This is a genomic window from Streptomyces sp. NPDC001056, assembly GCF_053598955.1.
This window is the reverse complement of record NZ_JBSFLI010000001.1, coordinates 176,977-197,661: the sequence shown is the minus strand read 5'-3', so window position 1 is coordinate 197,661 and position 20,685 is coordinate 176,977. Positions and strand designations below refer to the sequence as shown.

The 20,685-nt window shown below is 74.0% G+C and carries 18 protein-coding genes and 1 pseudogene; 12 read left to right on the top strand and 7 right to left on the bottom strand.

The features are described 5' to 3' along the window. Positions 1–83: 83 nt before the first annotated feature. From ACWDD7_RS00950 to ACWDD7_RS00935, 4 genes are all read right to left on the bottom strand, one after another. The gene (locus tag ACWDD7_RS00950) at positions 84–548 is read right to left on the bottom strand and encodes a hypothetical protein (RefSeq protein ID WP_450455515.1); all 465 of its coding nucleotides are present in this window, start codon (positions 546–548) and stop codon (positions 84–86) included. Positions 549–759: 211 nt separating this feature from the next. Continuing rightward, complete coding sequence (locus ACWDD7_RS00945) at positions 760–2,367, bottom strand: DEAD/DEAH box helicase (protein WP_450455513.1); 1,608 nt, start codon at positions 2,365–2,367, stop codon at positions 760–762. A gap of 241 nt (positions 2,368–2,608) precedes the next feature. Then, entirely contained in the window at positions 2,609–2,812 is a 204-nt protein-coding gene (locus ACWDD7_RS00940) for a cold-shock protein (protein WP_005318814.1), read from the bottom strand. Positions 2,813–3,042: 230 nt separating this feature from the next. Further along, a complete protein-coding gene (locus tag ACWDD7_RS00935) occupies positions 3,043–3,381 on the bottom strand; it encodes a MerR family transcriptional regulator (protein WP_351880032.1) in 339 nt (112 codons plus the stop codon). 603 nt (positions 3,382–3,984) lie between these two features. On the opposite strand from ACWDD7_RS00935, the gene ACWDD7_RS00930 reads away from it, so the two are divergent. Next, positions 3,985–4,773, top strand: coding sequence for an Fpg/Nei family DNA glycosylase (locus ACWDD7_RS00930; protein WP_450455511.1), 789 nt, complete (start codon positions 3,985–3,987; stop codon positions 4,771–4,773). Between the two features lie 309 nt (positions 4,774–5,082). On the opposite strand, the pseudogene ACWDD7_RS00925 reads toward ACWDD7_RS00930, so the two are convergent. Then, positions 5,083–5,436, bottom strand: a pseudogene (locus ACWDD7_RS00925) (MerR family transcriptional regulator); the annotation flags it as partial. A gap of 64 nt (positions 5,437–5,500) precedes the next feature. Between ACWDD7_RS00925 and ACWDD7_RS00920 the strand changes: the two are divergent. Then, the gene (locus tag ACWDD7_RS00920; RefSeq protein WP_450455510.1) at positions 5,501–6,628 is read left to right on the top strand and encodes an alkene reductase; all 1,128 of its coding nucleotides are present in this window, start codon (positions 5,501–5,503) and stop codon (positions 6,626–6,628) included. A gap of 20 nt (positions 6,629–6,648) precedes the next feature. Here the strand turns inward: ACWDD7_RS00920 and ACWDD7_RS00915 are convergent, their stop codons facing one another. Beyond that, entirely contained in the window at positions 6,649–7,230 is a 582-nt protein-coding gene (locus ACWDD7_RS00915; RefSeq protein ID WP_392215090.1) for a flavodoxin family protein, read from the bottom strand. A 207-nt stretch (positions 7,231–7,437) separates the two neighbouring features. On the opposite strand from ACWDD7_RS00915, the gene ACWDD7_RS00910 reads away from it, so the two are divergent. The 7 genes from ACWDD7_RS00910 to ACWDD7_RS00880 all read left to right on the top strand — a co-directional run bounded on the left by ACWDD7_RS00910 (position 7,438) and on the right by ACWDD7_RS00880 (position 17,090). Next, positions 7,438–8,916: a hypothetical protein gene (locus ACWDD7_RS00910; protein WP_450455509.1), complete on the top strand. Its 1,479-nt coding sequence runs from the start codon at positions 7,438–7,440 to the stop codon at positions 8,914–8,916. 132 nt (positions 8,917–9,048) lie between these two features. Continuing rightward, a complete protein-coding gene (locus ACWDD7_RS00905; RefSeq protein ID WP_351880047.1) occupies positions 9,049–10,380 on the top strand; it encodes an AAA family ATPase in 1,332 nt (443 codons plus the stop codon). Positions 10,381–10,421: 41 nt separating this feature from the next. Next, the gene (locus ACWDD7_RS00900; protein ID WP_450455834.1) at positions 10,422–11,753 is read left to right on the top strand and encodes a vWA domain-containing protein; all 1,332 of its coding nucleotides are present in this window, start codon (positions 10,422–10,424) and stop codon (positions 11,751–11,753) included. Between the two features lie 150 nt (positions 11,754–11,903). After that, positions 11,904–12,401 (top strand): SigE family RNA polymerase sigma factor, encoded by a 498-nt coding sequence (locus ACWDD7_RS00895; RefSeq protein ID WP_351879822.1) that lies wholly within the window; start codon positions 11,904–11,906, stop codon positions 12,399–12,401. An 81-nt stretch (positions 12,402–12,482) separates the two neighbouring features. Beyond that, positions 12,483–13,775, top strand: a complete 1,293-nt coding sequence (locus ACWDD7_RS00890) for a hypothetical protein (protein WP_450455507.1) — start codon at positions 12,483–12,485, stop codon at positions 13,773–13,775. Between the two features lie 129 nt (positions 13,776–13,904). After that, positions 13,905–16,457 (top strand): YncE family protein, encoded by a 2,553-nt coding sequence (locus tag ACWDD7_RS00885; protein ID WP_450455505.1) that lies wholly within the window; start codon positions 13,905–13,907, stop codon positions 16,455–16,457. Positions 16,458–16,553: 96 nt separating this feature from the next. Beyond that, entirely contained in the window at positions 16,554–17,090 is a 537-nt protein-coding gene (locus tag ACWDD7_RS00880; RefSeq protein ID WP_450455504.1) for a hypothetical protein, read from the top strand. 137 nt (positions 17,091–17,227) lie between these two features. On the opposite strand, the gene ACWDD7_RS00875 is transcribed toward ACWDD7_RS00880, so the two are convergent. Further along, entirely contained in the window at positions 17,228–18,475 is a 1,248-nt protein-coding gene (locus tag ACWDD7_RS00875; RefSeq protein WP_450455503.1) for a hypothetical protein, read from the bottom strand. Between the two features lie 380 nt (positions 18,476–18,855). On the opposite strand from ACWDD7_RS00875, the gene ACWDD7_RS00870 reads away from it, so the two are divergent. The 3 genes from ACWDD7_RS00870 to ACWDD7_RS00860 form a co-directional block, all read left to right on the top strand. Then, the gene (locus ACWDD7_RS00870) at positions 18,856–19,722 is read left to right on the top strand and encodes a TNT domain-containing protein (protein WP_450455502.1); all 867 of its coding nucleotides are present in this window, start codon (positions 18,856–18,858) and stop codon (positions 19,720–19,722) included. Positions 19,723–19,800: 78 nt separating this feature from the next. Next, positions 19,801–20,184 (top strand): hypothetical protein, encoded by a 384-nt coding sequence (locus ACWDD7_RS00865; RefSeq protein ID WP_351879840.1) that lies wholly within the window; start codon positions 19,801–19,803, stop codon positions 20,182–20,184. 223 nt (positions 20,185–20,407) lie between these two features. Then, positions 20,408–20,685 (top strand): hypothetical protein (locus ACWDD7_RS00860; RefSeq protein ID WP_450455501.1); only part of this gene is annotated, 278 nt, incomplete at its 3' end.

Here is a 20,685-nt window from a genome sequence, read left to right as displayed (position 1 = left end):
GCCACACCGGCGCCTGGCAACGCCGTTCACACCGCTCGCAGCGCCACGCGTACGGCGCCCTCGTGGAGACGGCCACCGCCGGCCTACTTGCCGTCGGTGAGATGGGACAGCAACGCCGTCAGCAGCCGCCCGAGCGCCGCGTCCTTCAGCGCCCGCTTGTGCACGGTCACGCTCCACCGCCCCCGTGGGTCCCGCTTGACCACCACCTCGGTCTGCAGCAGCGTGACGGCCAGCACCCCCACGGAGACGGACACCGGATCGAACCGCTCCATCGGCGACCGCGCGTACTCCACGGCCTCCCCGACGACACCGTCCCCCCGCAGCGCGGCGTACTCCAGCGCCGCCCGCGCGAGTTCCCCGTCGCCCCCCGCGGCGCCGGGCTCGACCCCGGCCGCCTCCAGGGCGTCCGCCAACTGCCCGTCCAGCGGGCCCAGTTCACCGGCCGAGTGCAGCAGCCCCCGGTCCTCCATCAGCACCGTCAGCGCCCGCGCGGCCTCCGCGTCGGAGAGCGCACGAATCTCCCGTACCAACTCATCTCGCTGCGACATGACCCAAGTCTGCCCCTCCACGGCGCGGCGCGGGGCCGGGTGCGAACGACTCGCCGTCCCGGATGCCGGAGTGTCCGGTTCTCGTACGGCGCGGGCCCGTTGCCGACCCCGGTCTCGCCGGGCCGTGGGGTCCGGGACGGACACGGCGACACGGACGGCCGGTACGAGCGGGGCTCGTACCGGCCGTGAGAAGCGCGTCCTCGTGTCCGGGCTACGGGTTGTCCCTCCGGGGGGCCCGGCGGACCTGGGTGCCCGCCCGGCCGCTCCCACCACGGACGGCGGCACCCTGACCGCCACCGCCGGCGCCGCGACTTGCGGCGGCGCCCTGACCGCTCTTGCCCCGGCCCGTGCCCTGACCGCTCACCCCGCTGCGGCCGGCGCCCTGCCCGCCCGCGCCACCGCGCCCGCCCCGCCCCCTGCGGCGCCGACCGGTGGGCCTCTCGCCGGACCCGCGTCCTTCCTCGGCCGGGGCCGCGAGGACGACCGGCGTGCCGGAGGGCGTCCTGGCGCCGGTGATGCGCCGGAGCTCCTCCTCGCCGGGGCGCACCCGTGCGGTGAGCGGGGTGATGGCGGCGTCGGCCATCAGCTGGTCCATCGCGCGCCGCTGGTGCGGCAGCACGAGGGTGACGACGGTGCCGGACTCGCCCGCGCGCGCGGTGCGGCCGCCGCGGTGCAGGTAGTCCTTGTGGTCGGCCGGCGGATCGACGTTCACGACGAGGTCGAGGCCCTCGACGTGGATCCCGCGCGCGGCGACGTTGGTCGCCACCAAGGCCGTGACCTGCCCGTTCTTGAACTGTGCCAGCGTCCGGTCGCGCTGCGGCTGGGTCTTGCCGCCGTGCAGGGCCGCGGCGCGCACCCCGACGGACAGCAGGTGCTTGGCCAGCCGGTCCACCGCGTGCTTGGTGTCCAGGAACATGATCACGCGTCCGTCGCGGGCGGCGATCTCGGTCGCGGCGGTGTGCTTCTCCGTGTCCCGCACGTGCAGCAGGTGGTGCTCCATCGTGGTGACCGCCCCGGCGGACGGGTCGACCGAGTGCACGACGGGGTCGTGCAGGTAACGCCGTACCAGGAGGTCGATGTTGCGGTCCAGGGTGGCCGAGAACAGCAATCGCTGCCCGCGGGCCGGGACCTGGTCGAGCAGCGCGGTCACCTGCGGCATGAAGCCCATGTCGGCCATCTGGTCGGCCTCGTCCAGGACCGTGACGGCGACATGGTCGAGGCGGCAGGCGCCGCGGTCGATCAGGTCCTTGAGACGGCCGGGCGTCGCGACGACGACCTCGGCGCCGCCACGCAGCGCGCTCGTCTGGCGGCCGATCGACACACCGCCCACGACGGTGGCGAAGCGCAACTGCAGGGCGCGGGCGTACGGCGCGAGCGAGTCGGTGACCTGCTGGGCCAGCTCCCGGGTCGGTACGAGGACCAGGGCGAGCGGCTGCTTGGGCTGGGCCCGCTGGCCCTCCAGCCGGGCCAGCACCGGCAGGCCGAAGGCGAGCGTCTTGCCCGAGCCGGTACGGCCCCGTCCCAGGACGTCCCGGCCCGCGAGCGTGTTCGGCAGGGTGGCCGCCTGGATGGGGAAGGGCACGGTCATGCCCTCGTTGACGAGCGCGGTCAACAGCCGTTCGGGCATGTCGAGTTCGGCGAACGACTCGACCGCGGGCAGCGGTTCGGTGACGGTGGCCGGCAGGGCGAACTCCTGCCGGCGCGCGGCGGGCCGGGCGCCCTGGCCGGTCTTGCGGCCGGCGCCCGGACGGGAGCGCGTGTACCTCCGGGCGGCGCGCGGATCAGTGGAAGCGGACCCGGTACGACGGGTGCGGTTCATGGGGGGAACCCTCCTCGATGCGGCGTATCGAGGAATTCCGTCCGGCGGTGCCGACCGCGTGAGGATTCGCAAGAATGAGCCGAAGAAATGGTGAAGAGTCGGGTCCCTCTCGGCGCTGGAGCGGTCCAGGGAAATATGGGAGACCCGGAAAAAAGCAATGAGCTGGGACCCGCACCCCGAGAGCGCGGGCCCCAGCCTCATGATGCGCGAACCACGCGGTTCGCGACGATGCGCGTCAGCGTCAGGCGGGAAGGATGTTCTCGGCCTGCGGGCCCTTCTGGCCCTGCGTGACGTCGAAGGTGACCTTCTGGCCTTCCTGAAGCTCACGGAAGCCGGAGGTGGCGATGTTCGAGTAGTGGGCGAAGACGTCAGCGCCGCCGCCGTCCTGCTCGATGAAGCCGAAACCCTTTTCCGAGTTGAACCACTTCACGGTGCCAGTTGCCATGTGAATCTCCCTTGGGGGGCAGTGCCAAACTCCGCGCTCCGCGAAGTCGAGTCGCCGCTGTGATCACCCCTCCGGAAAGATCCGGAAAGCTCTGCAAAGAAAAAATTCTCTGGCAACCAAAACTGCAACGCCTATCACGCTAACACACGTCGGTTGGCCGCGCCCATGCGCTTTTCCGGCCGTGCGGCCAATTCTCACCCGCGACGCTCTGTAATTCTGCACCGACGGAACTAGGTATCCGTGTCGCCCCCGTCCAGCTTCCGGCGCATCTCCCGGTTCAGCCGCAGGGCGTCCTGGAGCTGGTCCTCCAGGGCGACTATGCGGCACGCGGCCTCGACCGGGGTGCCCTGGTCGACCAGCTCACGGGCGCGGGCGGCGATGCGCAGCTGGCGGCGGGAGTACCGACGGTGGCCGCCCTCCGCACGCAGGGGCGTGATCAGCCCCGTCCCGCCCACGGCCCGGAGGAAGGCGGGGGTGATACCGAGGACGGCGGCGGCCCGCCCCATCGTGTAGGCGGGGTAGTCGTCGTCGTCGAGGTTGCCGGCGCCAGGGGCGTTCTCAGCGGGCATGACACCTTCGTTCCGGGGACTGCGGCGAGGAGCCCGGCGCCCGCGTCCGCGGATCCGGCGCCGTCCACCTCGTGTGACCACACTAATGCCGCCGGACGCGGACATGTGTCCCGGCCATGGGAGATTTCCGCGCGTGGCGCGCGGAGGGTTGGTGAGGGCCCCCGACCGCGGAGCGGCCCCGGCCCGATGACCGCCGTCACCTCGGCGTCTTCCGCCCGTAGCCGTGACGTCGCCGAGAAGTCTCCGTCCCGGAGCCCGCCCGACCGTCCCGGAGCCCGCCCGACCGTCCCGGGGCCCGCCCGACCGTCCCGGGGCCCGCCCGACCGTCCCGGGGCCCGCCCGACCGTCCCGGGGCCCGCCCGACCGTCCCGGGGCCCGCCCGACCGTCCCGGGGCCACCGCCCGCCTCCTCCCTCGGTCTCCCCGGCGCCCCGCACACGTTCCCGGCTCCTCGACGACCGCGCGGACATCGCCGAACGGGTGGAGGAGAACCGTGCGGCGGTGGTGCCGGCGGCATCGGCGGGAAGGGGTGAGCCGGGGCCGGCCGGTATCGAGGAGGCTGCCGTGGACCTCGGCGTTCCCGCCGCGCGCGCGGATCTCTGCCATGCCTGAGCTGCCGGACGTCGAGGGGTTCCGCCGGGTCCTCGCGTCCTGCGCGAAGGGACGGGTCGTACGCCGCGTCGACGTGCGCGACACGGGCGTCCTGCACGGCGTCGGCGCGCGCGGGCTGCGGGACGCGCTGGAGGGGCGGCGGTTCGCCGAGCCGGAGCGGCACGGCAAGTGGCTGCTGGCCCGCACCGACGGCCCCACCGTGCTGCTGCACTTCGGCATGACCGGCCTCCTGCTCCCCGCCGACCCCGGCGACGCGGTCGAGGCCCATGACCGGGTCCTGTTCACCCTGGACGACGGCCGTCAGCTGCGCTACCGCGACCAGCGCAAACTCCGCGGTCTCTGGCTGGCGCACGACGACGTCGACGTCGACCGGCTGCTCGCCCGCCTGGGCCCCGACGCGCTGACCGTCACCCGCGACGACTTCGAGGCCGCCCTTCGCGCCCGCCGCGGCCACCTCAAGACCGCCCTCACCGACCAGTCCGTCCTCGCCGGCCTCGGCAACCTGCTCGCCGACGAGATCCTGTGGCGCGCCGGACTGCGCCCCGACCGCCGGGCCCGCGACCTCACCCCGGCCGAACTGCGCCGCCTCTACACCCAGTTGGGCCGCACCCTGCGCCCCGCCGTGACCGCCGGCCGCGTCCCGTCCCGCCCCTCCTGGCTCACCGGCCACCGGGGCGACCCCGACCCGGCGTGCCCCCGCTGCGGGACGCGGCTGTGCCGGACGCGCATGGGGGGCCGGGGGACGGTGTGGTGCCCGCGGTGCCAGCCGGATGGCGACTGACCCGGGCCACCACGTCCCCGGCCCGGAACACCCTGCCCTACGACCGCCGTCGGCAGCCGCACGCGGGCCGTCCGTCGGCCCGCCCCGGCCGGCGTCGGACGGGCCGGCACCCCGGCACCACGCTCTTCAGCTCTCCCCGGCCGACTCGGAGACCGAGCCGCCCGCTCCACCCGGTCCACCCCGCCCGCGTCCACCTCGTCGATCCGGTCCACCCCGCCTGTCCGGTCCGTCCGGTCCGTCCGGTCCGCCCAGGTGGTCAGGCCCGGGAGCCGGGCCATCAGGCACGTGCGGCGCGGGGTCCCGCACGCCGGCCGACGCCGCCGCGATCGTCTCGTCCAGGATCTCCCGGGAGAGGGCCAGGTCGGCGATCAGACGGTCGATGCGGGCGCGTTCCGCGGTGAGTTCGTCGACCAGTCGCCCGGTGGCGAACTCGTTCGGGCCGCCGTCCGCGTCCCGCATGCAGGGGAGCAGCCGCCCGATGGTCGCGCTGTTCAGGCCGGCGGCGTACAGCGCCTGGATGCGGACGACGCGGTCGACGGCCCAGTCCCCGAAGTTCCGGTGGCCCCCGGGACTGCGCTCGGAGACCAGCAGCCCCTGGCTCTCGTAGTAGCGCAGCGACCGCTCGCTCACCCCGCTGCGCCGGGCCAGTTCACCGATCCGCATCCCTCACCCCGTGTCCCGGAACGGGCTTGAACCTGACACCGGTGTCAACTTCTACCGTACGGCCATGACGAACACAGCCGCTGAATCCAGCCTCTTCGAGCCCGCCCGCGTGGGCCGCCTGGACCTGCCCAACCGGCTGGTCATGGCGCCCCTGACCCGCAATCGCGCCGCGGCGGACGGCGTCCCCGGACCGATCATGGCCACCTACTACGCACAGCGGGCGTCCGCCGGGCTGATCATCGCCGAGGCGACCACGCCGAACGCGGTGGGGCAGACGTACCCCGGCATCCCCGCCATCCACGGCCGGGACCACGTGGCCGGCTGGCGCCGGGTCACCGACGCGGTGCGTGCCGCGGGCGGCCGGATGTTCCTGCAACTGCAGCACGGCGGCCGCGTCGGCCACCCCGACACCAGCGGGCTGACCCCCCTCGCCCCCTCGCCCGTCGCGCTCCCCGAGACGATCCACACCCCGAGCGGCCGCCAGGCCTCCGTCGTGCCGCGCGAGATGACGACCGCCGACATCGAGTCCACCGTCGCCGACTTCGCCGCGGCCGCGCGCAACGCCGTCGAGGCGGGCTTCGAGGGGGTCGAGGTGCACGCGGCCAACGGCCATCTGCTGCACCAGTTCCTGGCGGCGAACACCAACCACCGCACCGACGCGTACGGCGGCTCGCTCGCCGGGCGGATCCGGTTCGTGGTGGAAGTGGTGCGGGCGGTCGCCGCCGCGATCGGCCCCGAGCGGGTGGGCCTGCGCATCTCCCCCGGTAACACGGTCAACGGCATCGAGGAGGGGGACACGGACGCCATCTACCCGGCGCTGCTCGAAGCCCTCGCCGACGCCCGACTCGCCTGTCTGCACATCGTGTTCGCCGACCCCGGCCGGCCCCTCTTCCACGACCTCCGCGCGGCCTGGCCGGGCACGCTGATCGCCAACCCCGCGCCGGGCCGCGGCGGACCGCTCCCCGCCGACGGCGGCAAGCGTGCGGGCCTGCGCCTCCTCGCCGCGGGCGCCGACCTGATCGCGCTCGGCCGCGCTTTCCTGGCCAACCCCGACCTGGTCGAACGACTGCGCGTCGGCGCCCCGCTCAATCAGGTGCGGGACGAGTACGCGATGTACACCGGCGGCGAGACCGGTTACACGGACTACCCCACCCTGGCCGCCGCCCGCTCGCCCGAGCCCGCGCGAACCTGACCGGCGCCGCCCGCCGGAGATCACTCCACCGCGTCCGAGAACCCGGCCGGCCGGGCCTCCCGCGCGAAGAAGGTCTTGGCCCGTACGACCGCCCGCTCGTCGTCCAGCACCTGCCCCGGCCGGCTGCCGTTGCCGAGGAGCACGCCGCCGAAGTCCATCCCCATGTAGGCGGCGGTGTGGTGCAGGGTGAGCACCAGCGGCCGGGCCACCGCCTCCTCGCGGTGCGCCATCGCCGTCACACCCCACAGGGAGCGCCCCGCCATCGCCGCCCTGAACCCCGGGTCCGGGACGGACAGCCACTTCGACCAGTAGTCGAGGTAGCGCTTGGCGCTCGACGAGAGGGAGTACCAGTACAGCGGGGAGACGATCACGATGTCGGTGGCGGCGAGCGTCGCCCGCCGCAGCGGCTCCTCGTTCTCCTGCTCCGGCCAGGGCTCCTCGGCGTGCCGCGTGTCGACGTAGTCGGGCAGTCGCAGCTCCGCCAGGTCCAGCCAGCGCTGCTCGGTCGCGTCCGGCAACTGCTCGGCCGCGAGACGGGCCAACCGCTCGCTGTTGCCGCCCGGTCGGGCGCTGGCGAGCAGGAAGAGGAACGAACGGTCCACGCGGGGCTCCCGTGTCGGTGCGGCTGGGTCCGCCGCCTGCAACAGCCTCCGGTGGCACGGTATTTCCGGCCGGTCCCGGATTCGCCGTCCCGGTCTTCGCACGGCACAACGCGACTGACAGCGCGGCACCGCCGTGCTTATGATGCTCGCGATGAAGACCTTCTCCTTCTGCGGATTGGGGGAATCGTTCGCGCAAGGTGAGTGCTGATGGCACCACCCGTCGCGAACGACATTCCGCCCCACCTGTCGATGTGGCAGCGCGTGCGTGAGTACGCCGTGCCACCGTCCATGATCGAGACCGCGACCGCGCGCCGTGCGGTCGGCGACTGGGCGGGGGCCTGCGCCGCCGCCCGGTTCGACGTCGATCTCGATCTGCGCGCCGTGCGCGACCGCCACGGCACCGAACTCGGTACCCGCCTCCGCGCGGACCTGCGCCGGCTCGCCCCCGACCTGCTCCGCTGGCACATGCCCCGGATCGCCCCCGACGGGCGCCTGCGGCCCGGCCTCACCCTCACCCTCGCGCGGTACGGCGGTCACGGCCCCGTGCCCGTGCGGCTGGTGGTGCGGACACCGCCGGCGCGGGCGGACGCGGGGCAGCGGATGTCCCTGGCCCTGTGGGAGGGACCGGGCGACGGCACTCCCGGACACCACCCGCACCCGCATCCCGACCGGCGCTTCCGGCTCGACCTGCACCGGCATCTCTGGGACGCCGCGCGCAGCGGTGAACTGGCCCGGCGGAGCGGGGCGGCCGGGACACCGACCGAGCGGCCGCCCGGTTCGCCGGACCGGTCCGAGCTGCCCGCCCACCTCCTCGGCCCGCCGTGGGCGGTGGCCAACTGGGCCGCCGAGGCGGAGTTGCTCCTGCGCGCCGAGGGGCGCCCTCGCGGGGCCTTCACGGTACGGCTCGGCGCGCGCAGCCGCGTCGTACTCGAACTCGCCGCTCCCGACGACAGCCATGCCCCGACCCTCCGGCCGCTGCGGGACACCCCGCCGCCGCAGGACGTCGCCGCGCTCCCGGTGCTCCCGGAGGCCGCGGCCCGGCTCCTGCCCGATCTGGAGCTGCTGCGGGCGGGGCTGGTCACGGCCGGGCGGCTGCATCCGCTCGTCGCCGGGGCGCTGACGGCGGCCGATCCGGTATCGGCGGCGGCCGATCCCGCGTCGGTGCTCCGCTTTGCCCCCGGACCCCGCGACCCGCACCGCGTCGAGTGCCGCGGCGAGATCCACCGGATCGCGCTGCGGAACGGCGTGCTCACGGCGGTCGACCACCCCCCGGCCGAACTGCGCCGCGAGGAACTCCTCGTGGCGCTCGGCGGCCCCGCGCTGCCGTGCCTGCGGGCGATCGACGCCGTGCACCGCGACCCGGAGGCGCTGCCCGCCGTCCGGGAGCGGCTCCGCCACGGTGATGTCGCCGGAGCGCTGGCCGTGGTCGAGGGGCTGCTCGGTCCCGACGCGGTGCTGCGCGACGGGCCGCTCAGGGAGGAACTGGAGTCGGCGGCCGCCCGCCGCGTCGACCACGGGCTCTTCCGCTCGGGGCTGGTCGCCGTGCACCCTGCCGCCGGTGCGGCGGGGAGCGCCTCGGCAGCGGGGCGCGCGGAGGGCCACCGCCCCCGGCTGGACCGTCGTGCCCCTGCCGCGCTGCGCGGCAAACGGGACAGCCGGACCCGGCCCCGCACCGGCCTGTTCTGACCCGCCCCTGCCCTTCACCCGCGCCTGCCCCCGACCGTCGCTCCCGCCGAGCCCCCGGCCCGCGCACCCCGCGCCACCCCGACCTCCGGGACGGGCCGCCCCCGTCCCCTCTCCCACCTCAAGGTGATGCCCATGACCACCAGCACCCTCACCCGAATCCCCACCCCGGCCGCCGCACCCGGCACCGGACCCCAACTCACCGTGGCCGACGACCTGTTGACCCTCCTCCGTACGACCACCACCGAACCCCGCCCCGACGAGCAGCTCGAAGCCCTCACCCTGGCCGTCGCGGCCGACCTGCCCGTGCTGCTGTGGGGCGAGCCGGGCATCGGCAAGACCGCGGCCCTGACGCAGCTCGCCGCCTCCCTCGACCTGCCGCTGACCACCGTGATCGCGAGCGTGCACGAGCCGTCCGACTTCTCCGGGCTGCCCATCGTGGGCGACGACCCCGCGGTGCGGGGCGTGCCGATGGCGCCGCCGCAGTGGGCCGTGGAGCTGGTACGGGCCGGGCGGGGGCTGCTCTTCCTGGACGAACTCTCCACCGCCACCCCGGCCGTGCAGGCCGCGCTGCTGCGGGTCGTCCTGGAGCGGAGGGTCGGCACGCTCCAACTGCCTCCCGGCGTACGGATCGTGGCCGCGGCCAATCCGCGCGCGTCGGCGGCGGACGGGTGGGAGCTGAGCCCGCCGCTGGCCAACCGGTTCGTGCATCTGTACTGGGTGCACGACCGGGAGGTGGTGGTGCGCGGCCTCGGCGGGGTCTGGCCCCGGGCAAAGCTGCCCCGGCTGGTGCCCGAGCGGCTGCCGGAGGCGGTGGCGTTCGCGCGGCGCGCGGTGTGCGGGTTCCTGGAGGCCAGGCCCACGCTGATCCACCGGCTGCCGAGCACCGAGACCCGGCGCGGCGGCGCCTGGCCCTCGCCGCGCAGCTGGGAGGCCGCGCTGACGCTGCTGGCCTTCGGCAGGGCGGCCGGCGTCTCCCAGGACGTGCTGGCGCTGCTGGTGCGGGGCGCGGTGGGGGACGGACCGGGGTTCGAACTCCTCGCCCACCTCGACCGGATGGACCTGCCGGACCCGGAGTCGCTGCTGGCGGACCCGGCCCGCGCCGAGCTGCCGGAGCGGGGTGACCTGCGGCAGGCCGCGCTGGAGGCGGTGGTGGCCGCCGTCGGCGCGCGGCCCCGGCGCGAGCGGTGGGAGGCGGGCTGGGCGGTCCTGGTCCGGGCACTGGAGACCGGCGCCCCCGACCTGCTGGTCGCCCCGGCGGCGGCGCTGGCCGCGCTGCGCCGCGACGACTGGGAGGTGCCGGAGGCGGTGGAACGGCTGGCCGAAGTGGTCGGCCTCGCGCAGCGGGCGGACCGTTCGGTGGGACGGGCGACGGCGGCAGGCACGTCCGAGCCGGCCCGGCCGGGGCAGCGGGCCCAGCCGACCCGGCCGGCCACCCCCGTCCCCGCGACGGGAGCGCGCCGATGACGACGGGGTCGGGGCCCGCCGGCCGCCCCCTGCCCCGCCCGATGGCCCCGCCCCCGCCCCCGCGCCCGGTGCGGACCACCGCCCCGAGGCCGCCGACCGCCCCCGGCGCACCGGCCGCGCGCCCGGGACTCCGCCTGGACCGGGAGAAGTTGCTCGCCGCCCGGCTCCACGCCGTGCGGGTCCGCCCCTACCTGGCCGCCGCCCTGTTCGCCCTGCACGTCGTGGAGGACGGGTCCGTCCCGACGATGGCCGTGGACGCGCACTGGCGCTGCTACGTCTCGCCCGGCTTCGTGGCGCGCACCCCGGTGGAGGAACTGGCGGGCGTGTGGGTGCACGAGGTCTCCCATCTCCTCCGGGACCACCACGGGCGCAGCGAGCGGTACGCGCGCGAACACGAGGAACCCGGCGCGGGGGAGCGAGGCGCCGCGGCCGAAGGGCGGGAGCGGCTGCGGCGGAACATCGCCGCCGACTTCGAGATCAACGACGACATCTACGGCGCCGGCCTGCCCATGCCCACCGGCGCGGTCCTGCCGTCACTGCTGCGGCTGCCCACCGGGCTGCTGATGGAGGAGTACCTGCGCACGGCGTCCATGTCCGGGCTCACCGGCGACCTGGCCTGGCTGGACTGCGGCAGCGGCGCCGACGGGCGGCACCGGCCGTGGGAGCTGGGGCCCGACGGGGCGCACGGGCTGAGCAGACAGGAGCGGGACGCGGTCCGCTTCCGGGTCGCGGAGGGGATCAAGGGCCGGCCGGGCGACGCGCCCGAGGGGTGGCGCCGGTGGGCGGACGAGGCGTTCCATCCGCCGCAGCCCTGGCGGCAGTTGCTCGGGGCGGCGGTCCGCTCGGCGGCGGGCGCGCCGGGCGTGGGCGAGAACCACAGCTACCGGCGCCCGTCCCGGCGTTCCGCCGGCGTCCCGAAGGTGCTGCTGCCGAGCCTGCGCCGCACGCCGCCCCGGGTCTGCGTCGTGATCGACACCTCCGGCTCGGTGAGCGACGCCGAGCTGGGCGGCGCGCTGCTGGAGGTGGCGGCGATCTCCCGGGCGGTGGGCGGGCGGCGCGACCTGGTCTCGGTGATCTCCTGCGACGCGGCGGCCGGGATCGCCGTACCGCTGTGCCGCGCCGAGAACATCGCCCTGGTCGGCGGCGGGGGCACGGATCTGCGCTCCGGCTTCGCGCGGGCCCTGCGCTCCCGGCCCCGCCCGGACGTGATCGTCGCCCTGACCGACGGCCAGACACCGTGGCCCTCCGCGCAGCCGCCCTGCCGTACCGTCGTCGGCCTCTTCCCCCGCCCCGCCCGCGCCGTGGACGAGGAGGACCCCGACTACGTCCCGGACGCCCCGCCGTCCTGGGCGCGCGTCGTCACCATCGGCTGAGCGCGAGCGGCCGGCGGCCCGTCCGGGAGGTGCCGGCCCCCGCCCCCGACTGCTTCGCCGCCCTGTCCTGCCCGGTCGCCCCCGAGGCGTAACGCGCCCCCGCCCCACCGCGTGTAAGAGGTGACGTCCGACCACGAAAGGACCGACACGGTGGGGGAAGCACCCGCGGACTACCTGGAGTTCGCCGTCGCCCGCAGCGGGCCGCTGTTCCGGACCGCCTGCATGCTCACGGGCGACTGGCACCTCGCCGAGGACCTGGTTCAGGAGACGCTCGCCAAGATGTACCGCTCCTGGCGGCGGATCAGCCGTGCGGGCTCCCCGGTGGCGTACGCCAACACGGTGCTCGTCCGCACCTACATCTCCCAGCGCCGCCGCCGCAGTTCCACCGAGCGCCCCAGCGACCGGCTGCCCGAGGCGGCGGGGACGGCCCCGGACGCGGAGCTGCGGATGGCGCTGCTCGACGGTCTGGCCCGGCTGGCGGCCAAGGACCGGGCGGTGCTGGTGCTCCGCTACTGGGAGGACCGCTCGGTCGAGGAGACCTCCCGGATCCTCAGGCTGTCGCCGGGAGCCGTCCGCGCCCGCAGCATGCGCGCCCTGCAACGGCTGCGCGCGCTGCTCGGCGCCGAGCACGCCGATCTGGCCGCGTGACGAGCGATTGCGTCCCGACGACGACCGGTACCGCGCACGACCTCCCCCGTACGCCCCGAAAACCACACGAACGGAACCCTCATGTCCCTGGACAAGGACCTCGAAACCCTGGTGGCCCGCGCCATGCGCCGCGCCACCGGCGAGTTCCCGCCCCACTCCGCCGACCTGGTGCAGCGGTCCGTCGCCCGGGGCCGGCGGATGCGGTGGTACGCCACCGCCCGTATCGCCGTCACGGCCGCCGCGGTGGTCGCCGTGGGCGGCACCCTGATGGCCACGGACACCTTCGGCGGTCACCGCGCCGGCACCCGCGACCAGGTGCGGCCCGGCGCCGGGGCGCGCTCCGGCGAGCAGTCGCCCTCGCACGCGCCCTCCTCGGTCAGCGGCGAGGAGATGGTCCGCACACTGGAGAGTCTGCTGCCCGCCGGCGGCACCGTCTCCGCGGCCTCGGGCAGGGCGTCCGAGGCCGGTCCGCCGTTCGTCGCGCCGATGGCCAAGCTCACCTACTCCACCGCGAAGGGTTCCTCCGGCATCGACATCACCCTCGCCCGGCTGGACCCCGGCATCCCCGACGACCAGCAGGGCGACGGCGGTTGCCTCCCGGTGGAGGTGCGTCCCTACGACACGTGCACGACCGAGAGGCTCCCCGGGGGCGAGGTGCTCAACACGACCAGGTCCTTCACGTACCCGAGCAGCGACACCGGGCAGAAGCGCTGGTACGTGGTCCTCACGAAGGCCGACGGGGTCCAGCTGACGGTGGAGGAGTTCGGCGGTGGCGACGAGAAGGGCTCGTCCGGCGGGGCTGATCCGCTGCTGTCCATCGACCAGCTGACCTCGATCGTGCGCAGCCCGGCGTGGAACAAGGCGGCCACCGCGCTGCCGGCCCCGCACGACGGGTCTCCCTCCGCCGCGAAGCCGCGGGTGTCCGGCGCCCGGATGACCAGGGTGCTGAAGTCCCACCTGCCCCGGACCGGGACCGTCTCCGACGTGAACGCCGGTGACGGGATGGTCCAGTTGGTCTACGACGACGGCCACGGCAGGAGCATGGTCGAGGCCGACGCGCAGTACGACATGACCGCCCCCCTGACCGGACACATGGGCTGCGCCGGCGTCCCCGGCCACTGCGAGGCCACGACACTGGCCGACGGCACGCGGGTCAAGAAGGTCCAGAGGCCTTCGGAGAAGGGCGGCGCGGCCCAGGTGTGGCTGGTCGACGTCCTGTACCCGGACGGCCGCCGGGTGGTGGCCCAGGAGGTCAACTCCTACGCCGAGAGCGGCCCGGTGACCCGCCCCCGGCCGGCGCTGGACATGGCCGCACTCCAGAGCATCGCGCGCGACGGGCGGTTCGTCGCCGACCGACCGGCGCGTACGAGGTGACGGGCCGGGCGGGCACGACGACGCCGTGGTGAAGGGAGGCGGGCCCAGGGCGGCTTGGCGCGAAGGCGGCCCCGTCAGCGGCAGGAGCTATCGTCCCTCTCGCTTGCTCACCTTTTCCACAGGAGCTCCATGAGCCTCAAGCAGGTCTCCGCCGCCGCGGCGATATCGGTCCTCGCCGGACTGACCACGGTCACCGTCGGCCTCACCGGCCCGGCCGCCTGGGCCGACAGCACGGCGGCGCTGCCGCTGTCCCACTACGCGCACATGCTGGTCGACGCCGCCCACCAGCACATCTTCTTCAGCCAGGGCGCCGGTTCGACCGGCATCGTGGTGACCGACCTGTCCGGCACCCCCGTCACCACCATCGAGAACGAGCCGGGTGCCACCGGTCTGGCGCTGTCCGCCGACGGCACCACGCTCTACGCGGCCCTCGCGGACGGCGACGCCCTCGCCGCCATCGACACGGCGACGCTCACCGAGTCCACCCGCTACCCGACCGGCACCGGCAGCGCCCCGGCCTCCGTCGCGGTGGCGGGCGGCAGGGTCTGGTACGGATACACGGCCGGCGGCGGGGGCGCCATCGGCTCGGTGGACCCGTCCGCCGCCGACCCGGCGGCGACGCCCCAGCCCTCGATGTCGCACTGGTCGGTCGCACCGCTGCTCGCGACGGGCGGTGGCGTGCTCGCCGCCGAGGAGCCGCAGCAGAGCCTCAGCCACGTGGCCACCTTCGACGTCTCCTCCGGGACGGCGTCCGCCAAGGCGGACACCCTCGTCCACGGCGGCACGGCAACCGGCTTCCAGGTCACCGGCGACGGCACGGAGGTCCTACTCGCCGCTTCCCAGCAGCCCGCCGTGCAGGTCTACCGCACCGCGGACCTCGCCTTCGCCAGTCCTTCCGTCTACTTCACCGGCGGCGGCCCGAACGCGCTCGCCCTCGACACCGACGGGACCCTCGTCGCCGGCAACCCCTCGGGCTCGGCGGCCGGCGTCTACCTGTACGCCGACGGGAACAACCTCGCCGAGAACCACGTCGCCTTCCCGTCCGGGACCCTGGTCCCGGACGGCCTGCGGTGGGCGGGCGACGGCCTGGCGCTCTACGGCGTCACGCAGGACGCCTCCGGGGCCTACACCCTCGACGTGCTCGGCGCCCCCAAGCTCACCGACACCCAACTGTCCCTCGGCGCACCGCAGTACGCGGTCCCCACCCAGCAGTTCACGCTCACCGGATCGCTGAGCACCAGGGGCCTGATACCGGCCGGCGCGTCGCTCAAGGTCACCCGCGACGGTACGGCCCTGCCCGACGCCACCGTCGGCGAGGACGGCTCCTTCGCCGTCAACGACACCCGCCAGGACGAGGGCGCGTACACCTACCAGGTCGCGTACGCGGGCGACGCGACGCACCGGGCCGCGACGGCGTCCCTGACGGTGCACGTGGCGAGGCTGACGACCACCATCCCGTTCCCCCACATCGGCTCCGCGTCGCCCCGGTCCGTGGTCCTCACCGGTTCGCTGATGACCCAGCCGAACCTCGGCGGCCTCCCCCAGGGCACCACCGTCCAGGTGTCCCGGACGGACGAGGACACCCAGCTGACGACGCAACTGCCGTCCGTCACGGTCGACCCCGCCACCACCGAGTTCACCGTCACCGACGACCCGGACAGCGCGGGACGGTTCACCTACCACCTGTCCTACGCGGGCGACGCCACACACCAGCCGACGTCCTCCGACGCCACCGTCCAGGTCTCCCCGTACGCGCCGGCCCTGACGCTGAAGGCGCCCGCGACCGCCGCCCGCGACACCACGCTGACGTTCGGCGGCACGCTGGGCGACGCGCCGTACGGCACCGGCGAGAAGGTCACCGTCTCCCGCACGGACGCCGCCCACACGACGACGCCCGTGACGTGGACCGTGCCCGTGGGCACCGACGGCACGATCACCGTCACGGACAAGCCGACCGTCGGCGGGGCCGTCACCTACACGGTCGGCTACCCGGGCGACGCCTCCCACCAGGCGGCCACCGCGTCCGCGATCGTCCAGGTGTCCCGTGCCGCGACGTCCCTGTCCGTCACCACCGACGCGTCCTCGTACGCGTACGGCGCGACCGCCACCGTCACCGCCCACCTGGGCACGACGTACAACGGCCGTACGGTCTCGATCTACGCCCAGCCCTACGGCGGCGGGAAGACGCTGGTCAAGACCGGCACCGTGGACACGTCCGGCAACCTGGCCGCCACGTACAAGATCACCCGTAACACGACGTTCACGGCGTCCTTCGGGGGCGACTACCGCTACGCCCCGGCCACGGCCACCCGCACCGCGTACGACCGGGTGAGGATCGCGGAGTCGCTCGGCGGCTACTACACGAGCACGACGTACGGCGGCACCACCTACCGCGTCTACCACCACACCGTGAAGCCGCGCGTGACCGCCGTGGTGACGCCGGACAAGTCCGGCCAGTGCGAGAAGTTCCAGGCCCAGGAGTACTACAGCGGCGCCTGGCACACGCTCACCACCTCGGGCTGCTTCTCCCTCGACACGAAGAGCACCTCGACGACCCAGCTGACCCTCACCAACCCGGTCGACCAGAAATTCCGGGTGCGCTCGCAGTACGTGCACAGCGCGAAGGACGACACCAACCTGACCACGTGGAGCGGCTGGCTCTACCTCACGGTCCGGACCTGAGCCACCCCGGCGACGAACGGCCCGGACACACGCGAGGGCGGTGTCCGGGCCGGCCGGCCTGGCGCCGCCGTCACGGGATGGCCCAAGCTGGCCCGCATGGATTGGTTGCCACTGCTTTCCACCCTGGCCGGGGCCGCGATCGGCATCGTCGCCACGCTCATCGCCGACCGCAACCGGTGGAAGCGCGAGGACGCGAAAGAGGCCCTTCGGCTGCGGCTCGACATCTACACGCAGTACACCACCACCGTGAAGGTCCTCGGTGAGAACCTGCGGGCGCTGGCCGGCCAGGAGCACGCCTCCGACGGCGAGCGGGCGCGCGCGCTGCGCGAAGCCTTTCGGGATTCGGGCATAGCCGTCGCGTCGGAACGGATGTGGCTCATCGCGCCCGAACCCGTCGTCAAGGCCTCCAACAGCGTGTTCCACTGCCTGCGGCGCATCTGCGCCGGATACGTCGACGGCACTGCTGTCAGCAGTCCGGAGGACCGCGCCCGCTGGGAGGCACGCGGCATGGCAGCCGCCAGGATGCGCAAGCTCATGCGCGAGGATCTCGGCGTCGGCCCCCTCACCGAACGCCACAGCCCCCTTCTCGACGACCACGACGACCACGACGACCCCGGCGCACAGCGATCGTGACGGCGGCGGGAACCGGCCCCGGCAACTACGCGGCGGCTACCGGCCGTTGAGGACAGGGGCGGAGGGTTCTGCGGCCCGTCCCCGCAGCGGTCGTGGCGTCACGGGCCCGGTGCGGGGACGGCCGGTCAGGGTCGGGGTCAGGGGCAGCTCGGCTGGTTGACGCCGTAGAGGATGCGCTTGCCGACCCCGGGCCACTCGGTGACCGTCCACAGCTGGTGGTTCGACGCCTGGACGTACAGGTCCTGGAGTCCGACGCCGCCCTGCTGGTACGTGGGCTGCCGGCTCGGCCGGTCCGTCACCAGCCAGCCGAGCCTGCTGTCGCCCCTGCTGCTGTCGAAGTAGTAGCAGCGGCGCGCGCTGCTGGTCGGGTCGGTGTACGAGACGCCGCCCTGCACGTTGGTGACCGGCTGCCGGAAGACCTCCTGGGCGTGGATGGTCCGGCCGGGGGTCCGGGAGGTGATGTCGCTTGTCCGCCAGCGCGCGAGACGCGAGTCGCACCAGACCAGGACCCCGCCCCGGCGCTCGCTGCAGTACTCACCCGTGATGAACTGCCAGCTCGACGCGGACCGGTCGAGCGTGACGTAGTCGTAGCAGGCGCGACTGCCCCTGTTGCAGGACTGGCTCGACCCGGTGGACCAGATACCGACCTGCGGCAGCACGAACCGGTATCCGCGAGCCCTCGGGTCGGTGGTCCGGCCCAGGTCCAGGATGTTCCGCGTGTCGAACACCCGCAGACCTCTGCGCGGGTCCGCGACATAGAGGTAGTTGTCGTGCCAGACGACGCCCCCGGCGTGTGTCGGCAGAGCCCTGAACTGGGCCGCGCCCGGGGCGAGCTGCACCAGCTCCACGTTCACGTAGCGGCCGGGGGTGCCGGCGACGAGGAAGCTGACCCGGGAACGCGTGGGCGTGCTGGAGTTGGGGCCGTGCGCGTACCACGAGGTGAGGAAGACCCGGTGGCCGTTGACGGTGCCGCCGGGATGCGCGTCCTCACTGCCGCTCAGTCCCTGGAGGGACCAGCTGGTCGTGTTGGAGTCCGTGGTGTCCAGGCAGTACCAGTCGGCCGCGGCGACCGCGTTGCGCAGCGCCCCGCTCGCGCTGTTGGCCCGGGGGCACCTCCGATCGGCCCGGTGGTCGGTGTTGGCGGGGTTGCTGATGAGCTGGCCCGGCGTGAGTCGCGGGTACGGAAAGTTGGCGATGTCCGAGGCCCGCGGGTCGGGTTCCCACCTCAGGTGGAAGTCGGACCTGGCCGCCGGGTCCGACACCATCGGCCGGGGCGCGGGCGACGGCTGTGCCGCCCCGGACTGCGCGTGCGCGCCGACCGGGGCGGCACAGAAGACGAGGGCCAGTGCGGCGACAGCCATCCGGCCCAGCAAAGGGGGAATCACGAAAGCTCCTTCTCCGCGTCGCGGCCGTCGTGACCGCGAGGCATTGCCCGATCAGTGCGCGGCAGGACAACCACCTCGTGCGGGCAGACGTGCGCGAGTACCGGGCCTGATCCGTTTGAAGGGAGTTTTGACAGAAGGCCAGGTCTGGTTGACACGTCTCGTGAACATTCACCCGTAGACAGCAGGCGGCCGAGTCCTGGACCGCTCCCGCACCGCCTGGCGGGCCGTTCCGGCGTGGGTCCCGTTCGGCCGCAGCTCCGGCGCGTCTGCTCGCCTTCGCCCGAGCCTCCGGTTTGAGTGATCTCTTGTTCTGCCCATTTTCGTACGTTTTGCGACATGTTCGGCGCTGGGTGCCGGACATACGCCCCATGGGAGGTTCGTTGAGATCGTCAGCAAGGTGTGCCGGCTTCGCGGCCGCGGTCGGCATGGTCGGTTCCCTGGTCACGGGCGCCTCCGTCGCCGCGGCCGCGGCCGAGGACGGTGGCCGGGCGGGTGCCCTCGGGCATGACCGGTCGCGCCCGTCCGCACCCCGGCAGATGGTGCCGCTCGGACGACCGGGGGACGGATACGGCGACCCCTGGGCGCCGTATGTGTGCAGGGGGCTGGTGCCGTACCCCATCCCGGCGGCCTACCGCCCGCTCTACCTCTGCGGTGACTGGCGGCTCGGCCCCCGGCGGTTGCCGGACAGGGGCCTGGTGGGCGACATCCTCAAGGGCTACGACCGGCTCGGGGGCCTCACCGCCGTGCGGTTCCTGAACACCTGGTGGGACCCCACCGCGGACGCGGGTCAGGGCAACTGGAAGTACCCGGTCCCCGACGGCTTCGCCCTCGACAGCCACCACCAGCCGATCGCGGCACCGCTGACGCTTCACGCGGGCCAACTGGTCGACAGGTTCGGCAACGAGACCGGCCGGTTCCTCTCTCCCGCGGGCACGAAGTTCGGGCTGCGGGCGATCCCGCCGTCCAACCTCAACACCGAGGACCCGCGCTACCCGAACGACTACCACCTGTACAGGGTGGCGAAGGACGTCACCGTGTGCGCGGGACCGGCGGCTCCGGCGTTCGAGCAGCCGGGCGGGGCCGTTCAGTACGCCACGTCTTCGAGTGACGTCTGTCCCACCCTCCCCTTCGCCAACGTGGGCACACTCGTCTCCAACGGTTCCCTCGTGCGGGTGAAGGTCCCGTACACGGACATCAAGTCGATGAAGCGGGAGTCGTCGGCCGGGGCGCGGACCGCGTCCCGGTGACGGCGCGGAGCGGGACCCGGCGCCCGGTGCCTCACCTGGCACCGGGTCCCGCTCCGTCCCCGGTGGAAGACTGGCTTCATGGACCGTTTCCAGCTCTGCCAGGCCCTTCGGGCGGCCGGGGTCCCGGAGGCGTACTACGAGATCCCCGGCTGCACACACGGGCGGCGCCCCGTCACGGATCGCTACTTCCTCGAAGAGCGCGGCGGCCAGTGGCTCGTGGGGATCCACGAGCGCGGCACCCGCGAGGTGCTGGAGCGGTTCTCTGCCGAGGACCGGGCGTGCCGGTGGCTCCACGAACGCCTGACCGCCGAGGGGCCGCCGCCCGTCCCGGCCACGCCCGAGGAGACCGACGCGCTGCTGTACGACAGCGACGGCATCCAGCGACGCGCCCGCGAGGAGTTCGAGCGCGCCCTCGCCGAGGCCCGCAGCCGGGCCGTGCGCGCGCAACGCCGGCCCGACTGAACCTCAGCCGAAGAGACGCGGCACTTTAGCTGATCCCCCCATTTTCCGCACCCGTGACCTCGCACCCGGATCGCGCGAGTGTCATGAATTCCGGGGCCATTCGGAGCATGATCGAAATGCGGTCGGCGGCGCGCGCCTTGACGATGGCGATGAAGGGCGGAGCGCGAGGCCGGCCCGTGCCGGCAGCACTCCGCCGAGTCATGCGTCAAGGAAAGAGGAAACCATGACGGCAGCGACGGAGACTCCCACTCGTGAAAAGGCCGGTGTAGGCCAGGAAGAGTTCGGCGAGGAATCCGCCTTCGGCCCGCTTCTGCTGGCAGCCTTGCTGTCCCGGCGTGAGGAGCGCGGTGAGGAACCGATCATCGAGCACCCGCTTCTCCTCGCCGCGCTCGCGCGCCGGCGTGAGGAGGGCGGTGAGGAGTCGATCATCCAGCACCCGCTTCTCCTGGCCGCGCTGATGCGTCGCCGCCGCGAGGAGGGCGGTGAGGAGTCGATCATCGA

Bases quoted from the DNA above. Each gene is read 5' to 3' on its own strand.
- ACWDD7_RS00940 (WP_005318814.1), bottom strand. From the start codon at position 2,812: ATGGCAACTGGCACCGTGAAGTGGTTCAACTCGGAAAAGGGTTTCGGC.
- ACWDD7_RS00880 (WP_450455504.1), top strand. From the start codon at position 16,554: ATGGATTGGTTGCCACTGCTTTCCACCCTGGCCGGGGCCGCGATCGGC.
- ACWDD7_RS00865 (WP_351879840.1), top strand. From the start codon at position 19,801: ATGGACCGTTTCCAGCTCTGCCAGGCCCTTCGGGCGGCCGGGGTCCCG.
- ACWDD7_RS00885 (WP_450455505.1), top strand. From the start codon at position 13,905: ATGAGCCTCAAGCAGGTCTCCGCCGCCGCGGCGATATCGGTCCTCGCC.
- ACWDD7_RS00910 (WP_450455509.1), top strand. From the start codon at position 7,438: ATGGCACCACCCGTCGCGAACGACATTCCGCCCCACCTGTCGATGTGG.
- ACWDD7_RS00945 (WP_450455513.1), bottom strand. From the start codon at position 2,367: ATGAACCGCACCCGTCGTACCGGGTCCGCTTCCACTGATCCGCGCGCC.
- ACWDD7_RS00950 (WP_450455515.1), bottom strand. From the start codon at position 548: ATGTCGCAGCGAGATGAGTTGGTACGGGAGATTCGTGCGCTCTCCGAC.
- ACWDD7_RS00930 (WP_450455511.1), top strand. From the start codon at position 3,985: ATGCCTGAGCTGCCGGACGTCGAGGGGTTCCGCCGGGTCCTCGCGTCC.
- ACWDD7_RS00905 (WP_351880047.1), top strand. From the start codon at position 9,049: ATGACCACCAGCACCCTCACCCGAATCCCCACCCCGGCCGCCGCACCC.
- ACWDD7_RS00935 (WP_351880032.1), bottom strand. From the start codon at position 3,381: ATGCCCGCTGAGAACGCCCCTGGCGCCGGCAACCTCGACGACGACGAC.
- ACWDD7_RS00900 (WP_450455834.1), top strand. From the start codon at position 10,422: ATGGCCCCGCCCCCGCCCCCGCGCCCGGTGCGGACCACCGCCCCGAGG.
- ACWDD7_RS00890 (WP_450455507.1), top strand. From the start codon at position 12,483: ATGTCCCTGGACAAGGACCTCGAAACCCTGGTGGCCCGCGCCATGCGC.
- ACWDD7_RS00920 (WP_450455510.1), top strand. From the start codon at position 5,501: ATGACGAACACAGCCGCTGAATCCAGCCTCTTCGAGCCCGCCCGCGTG.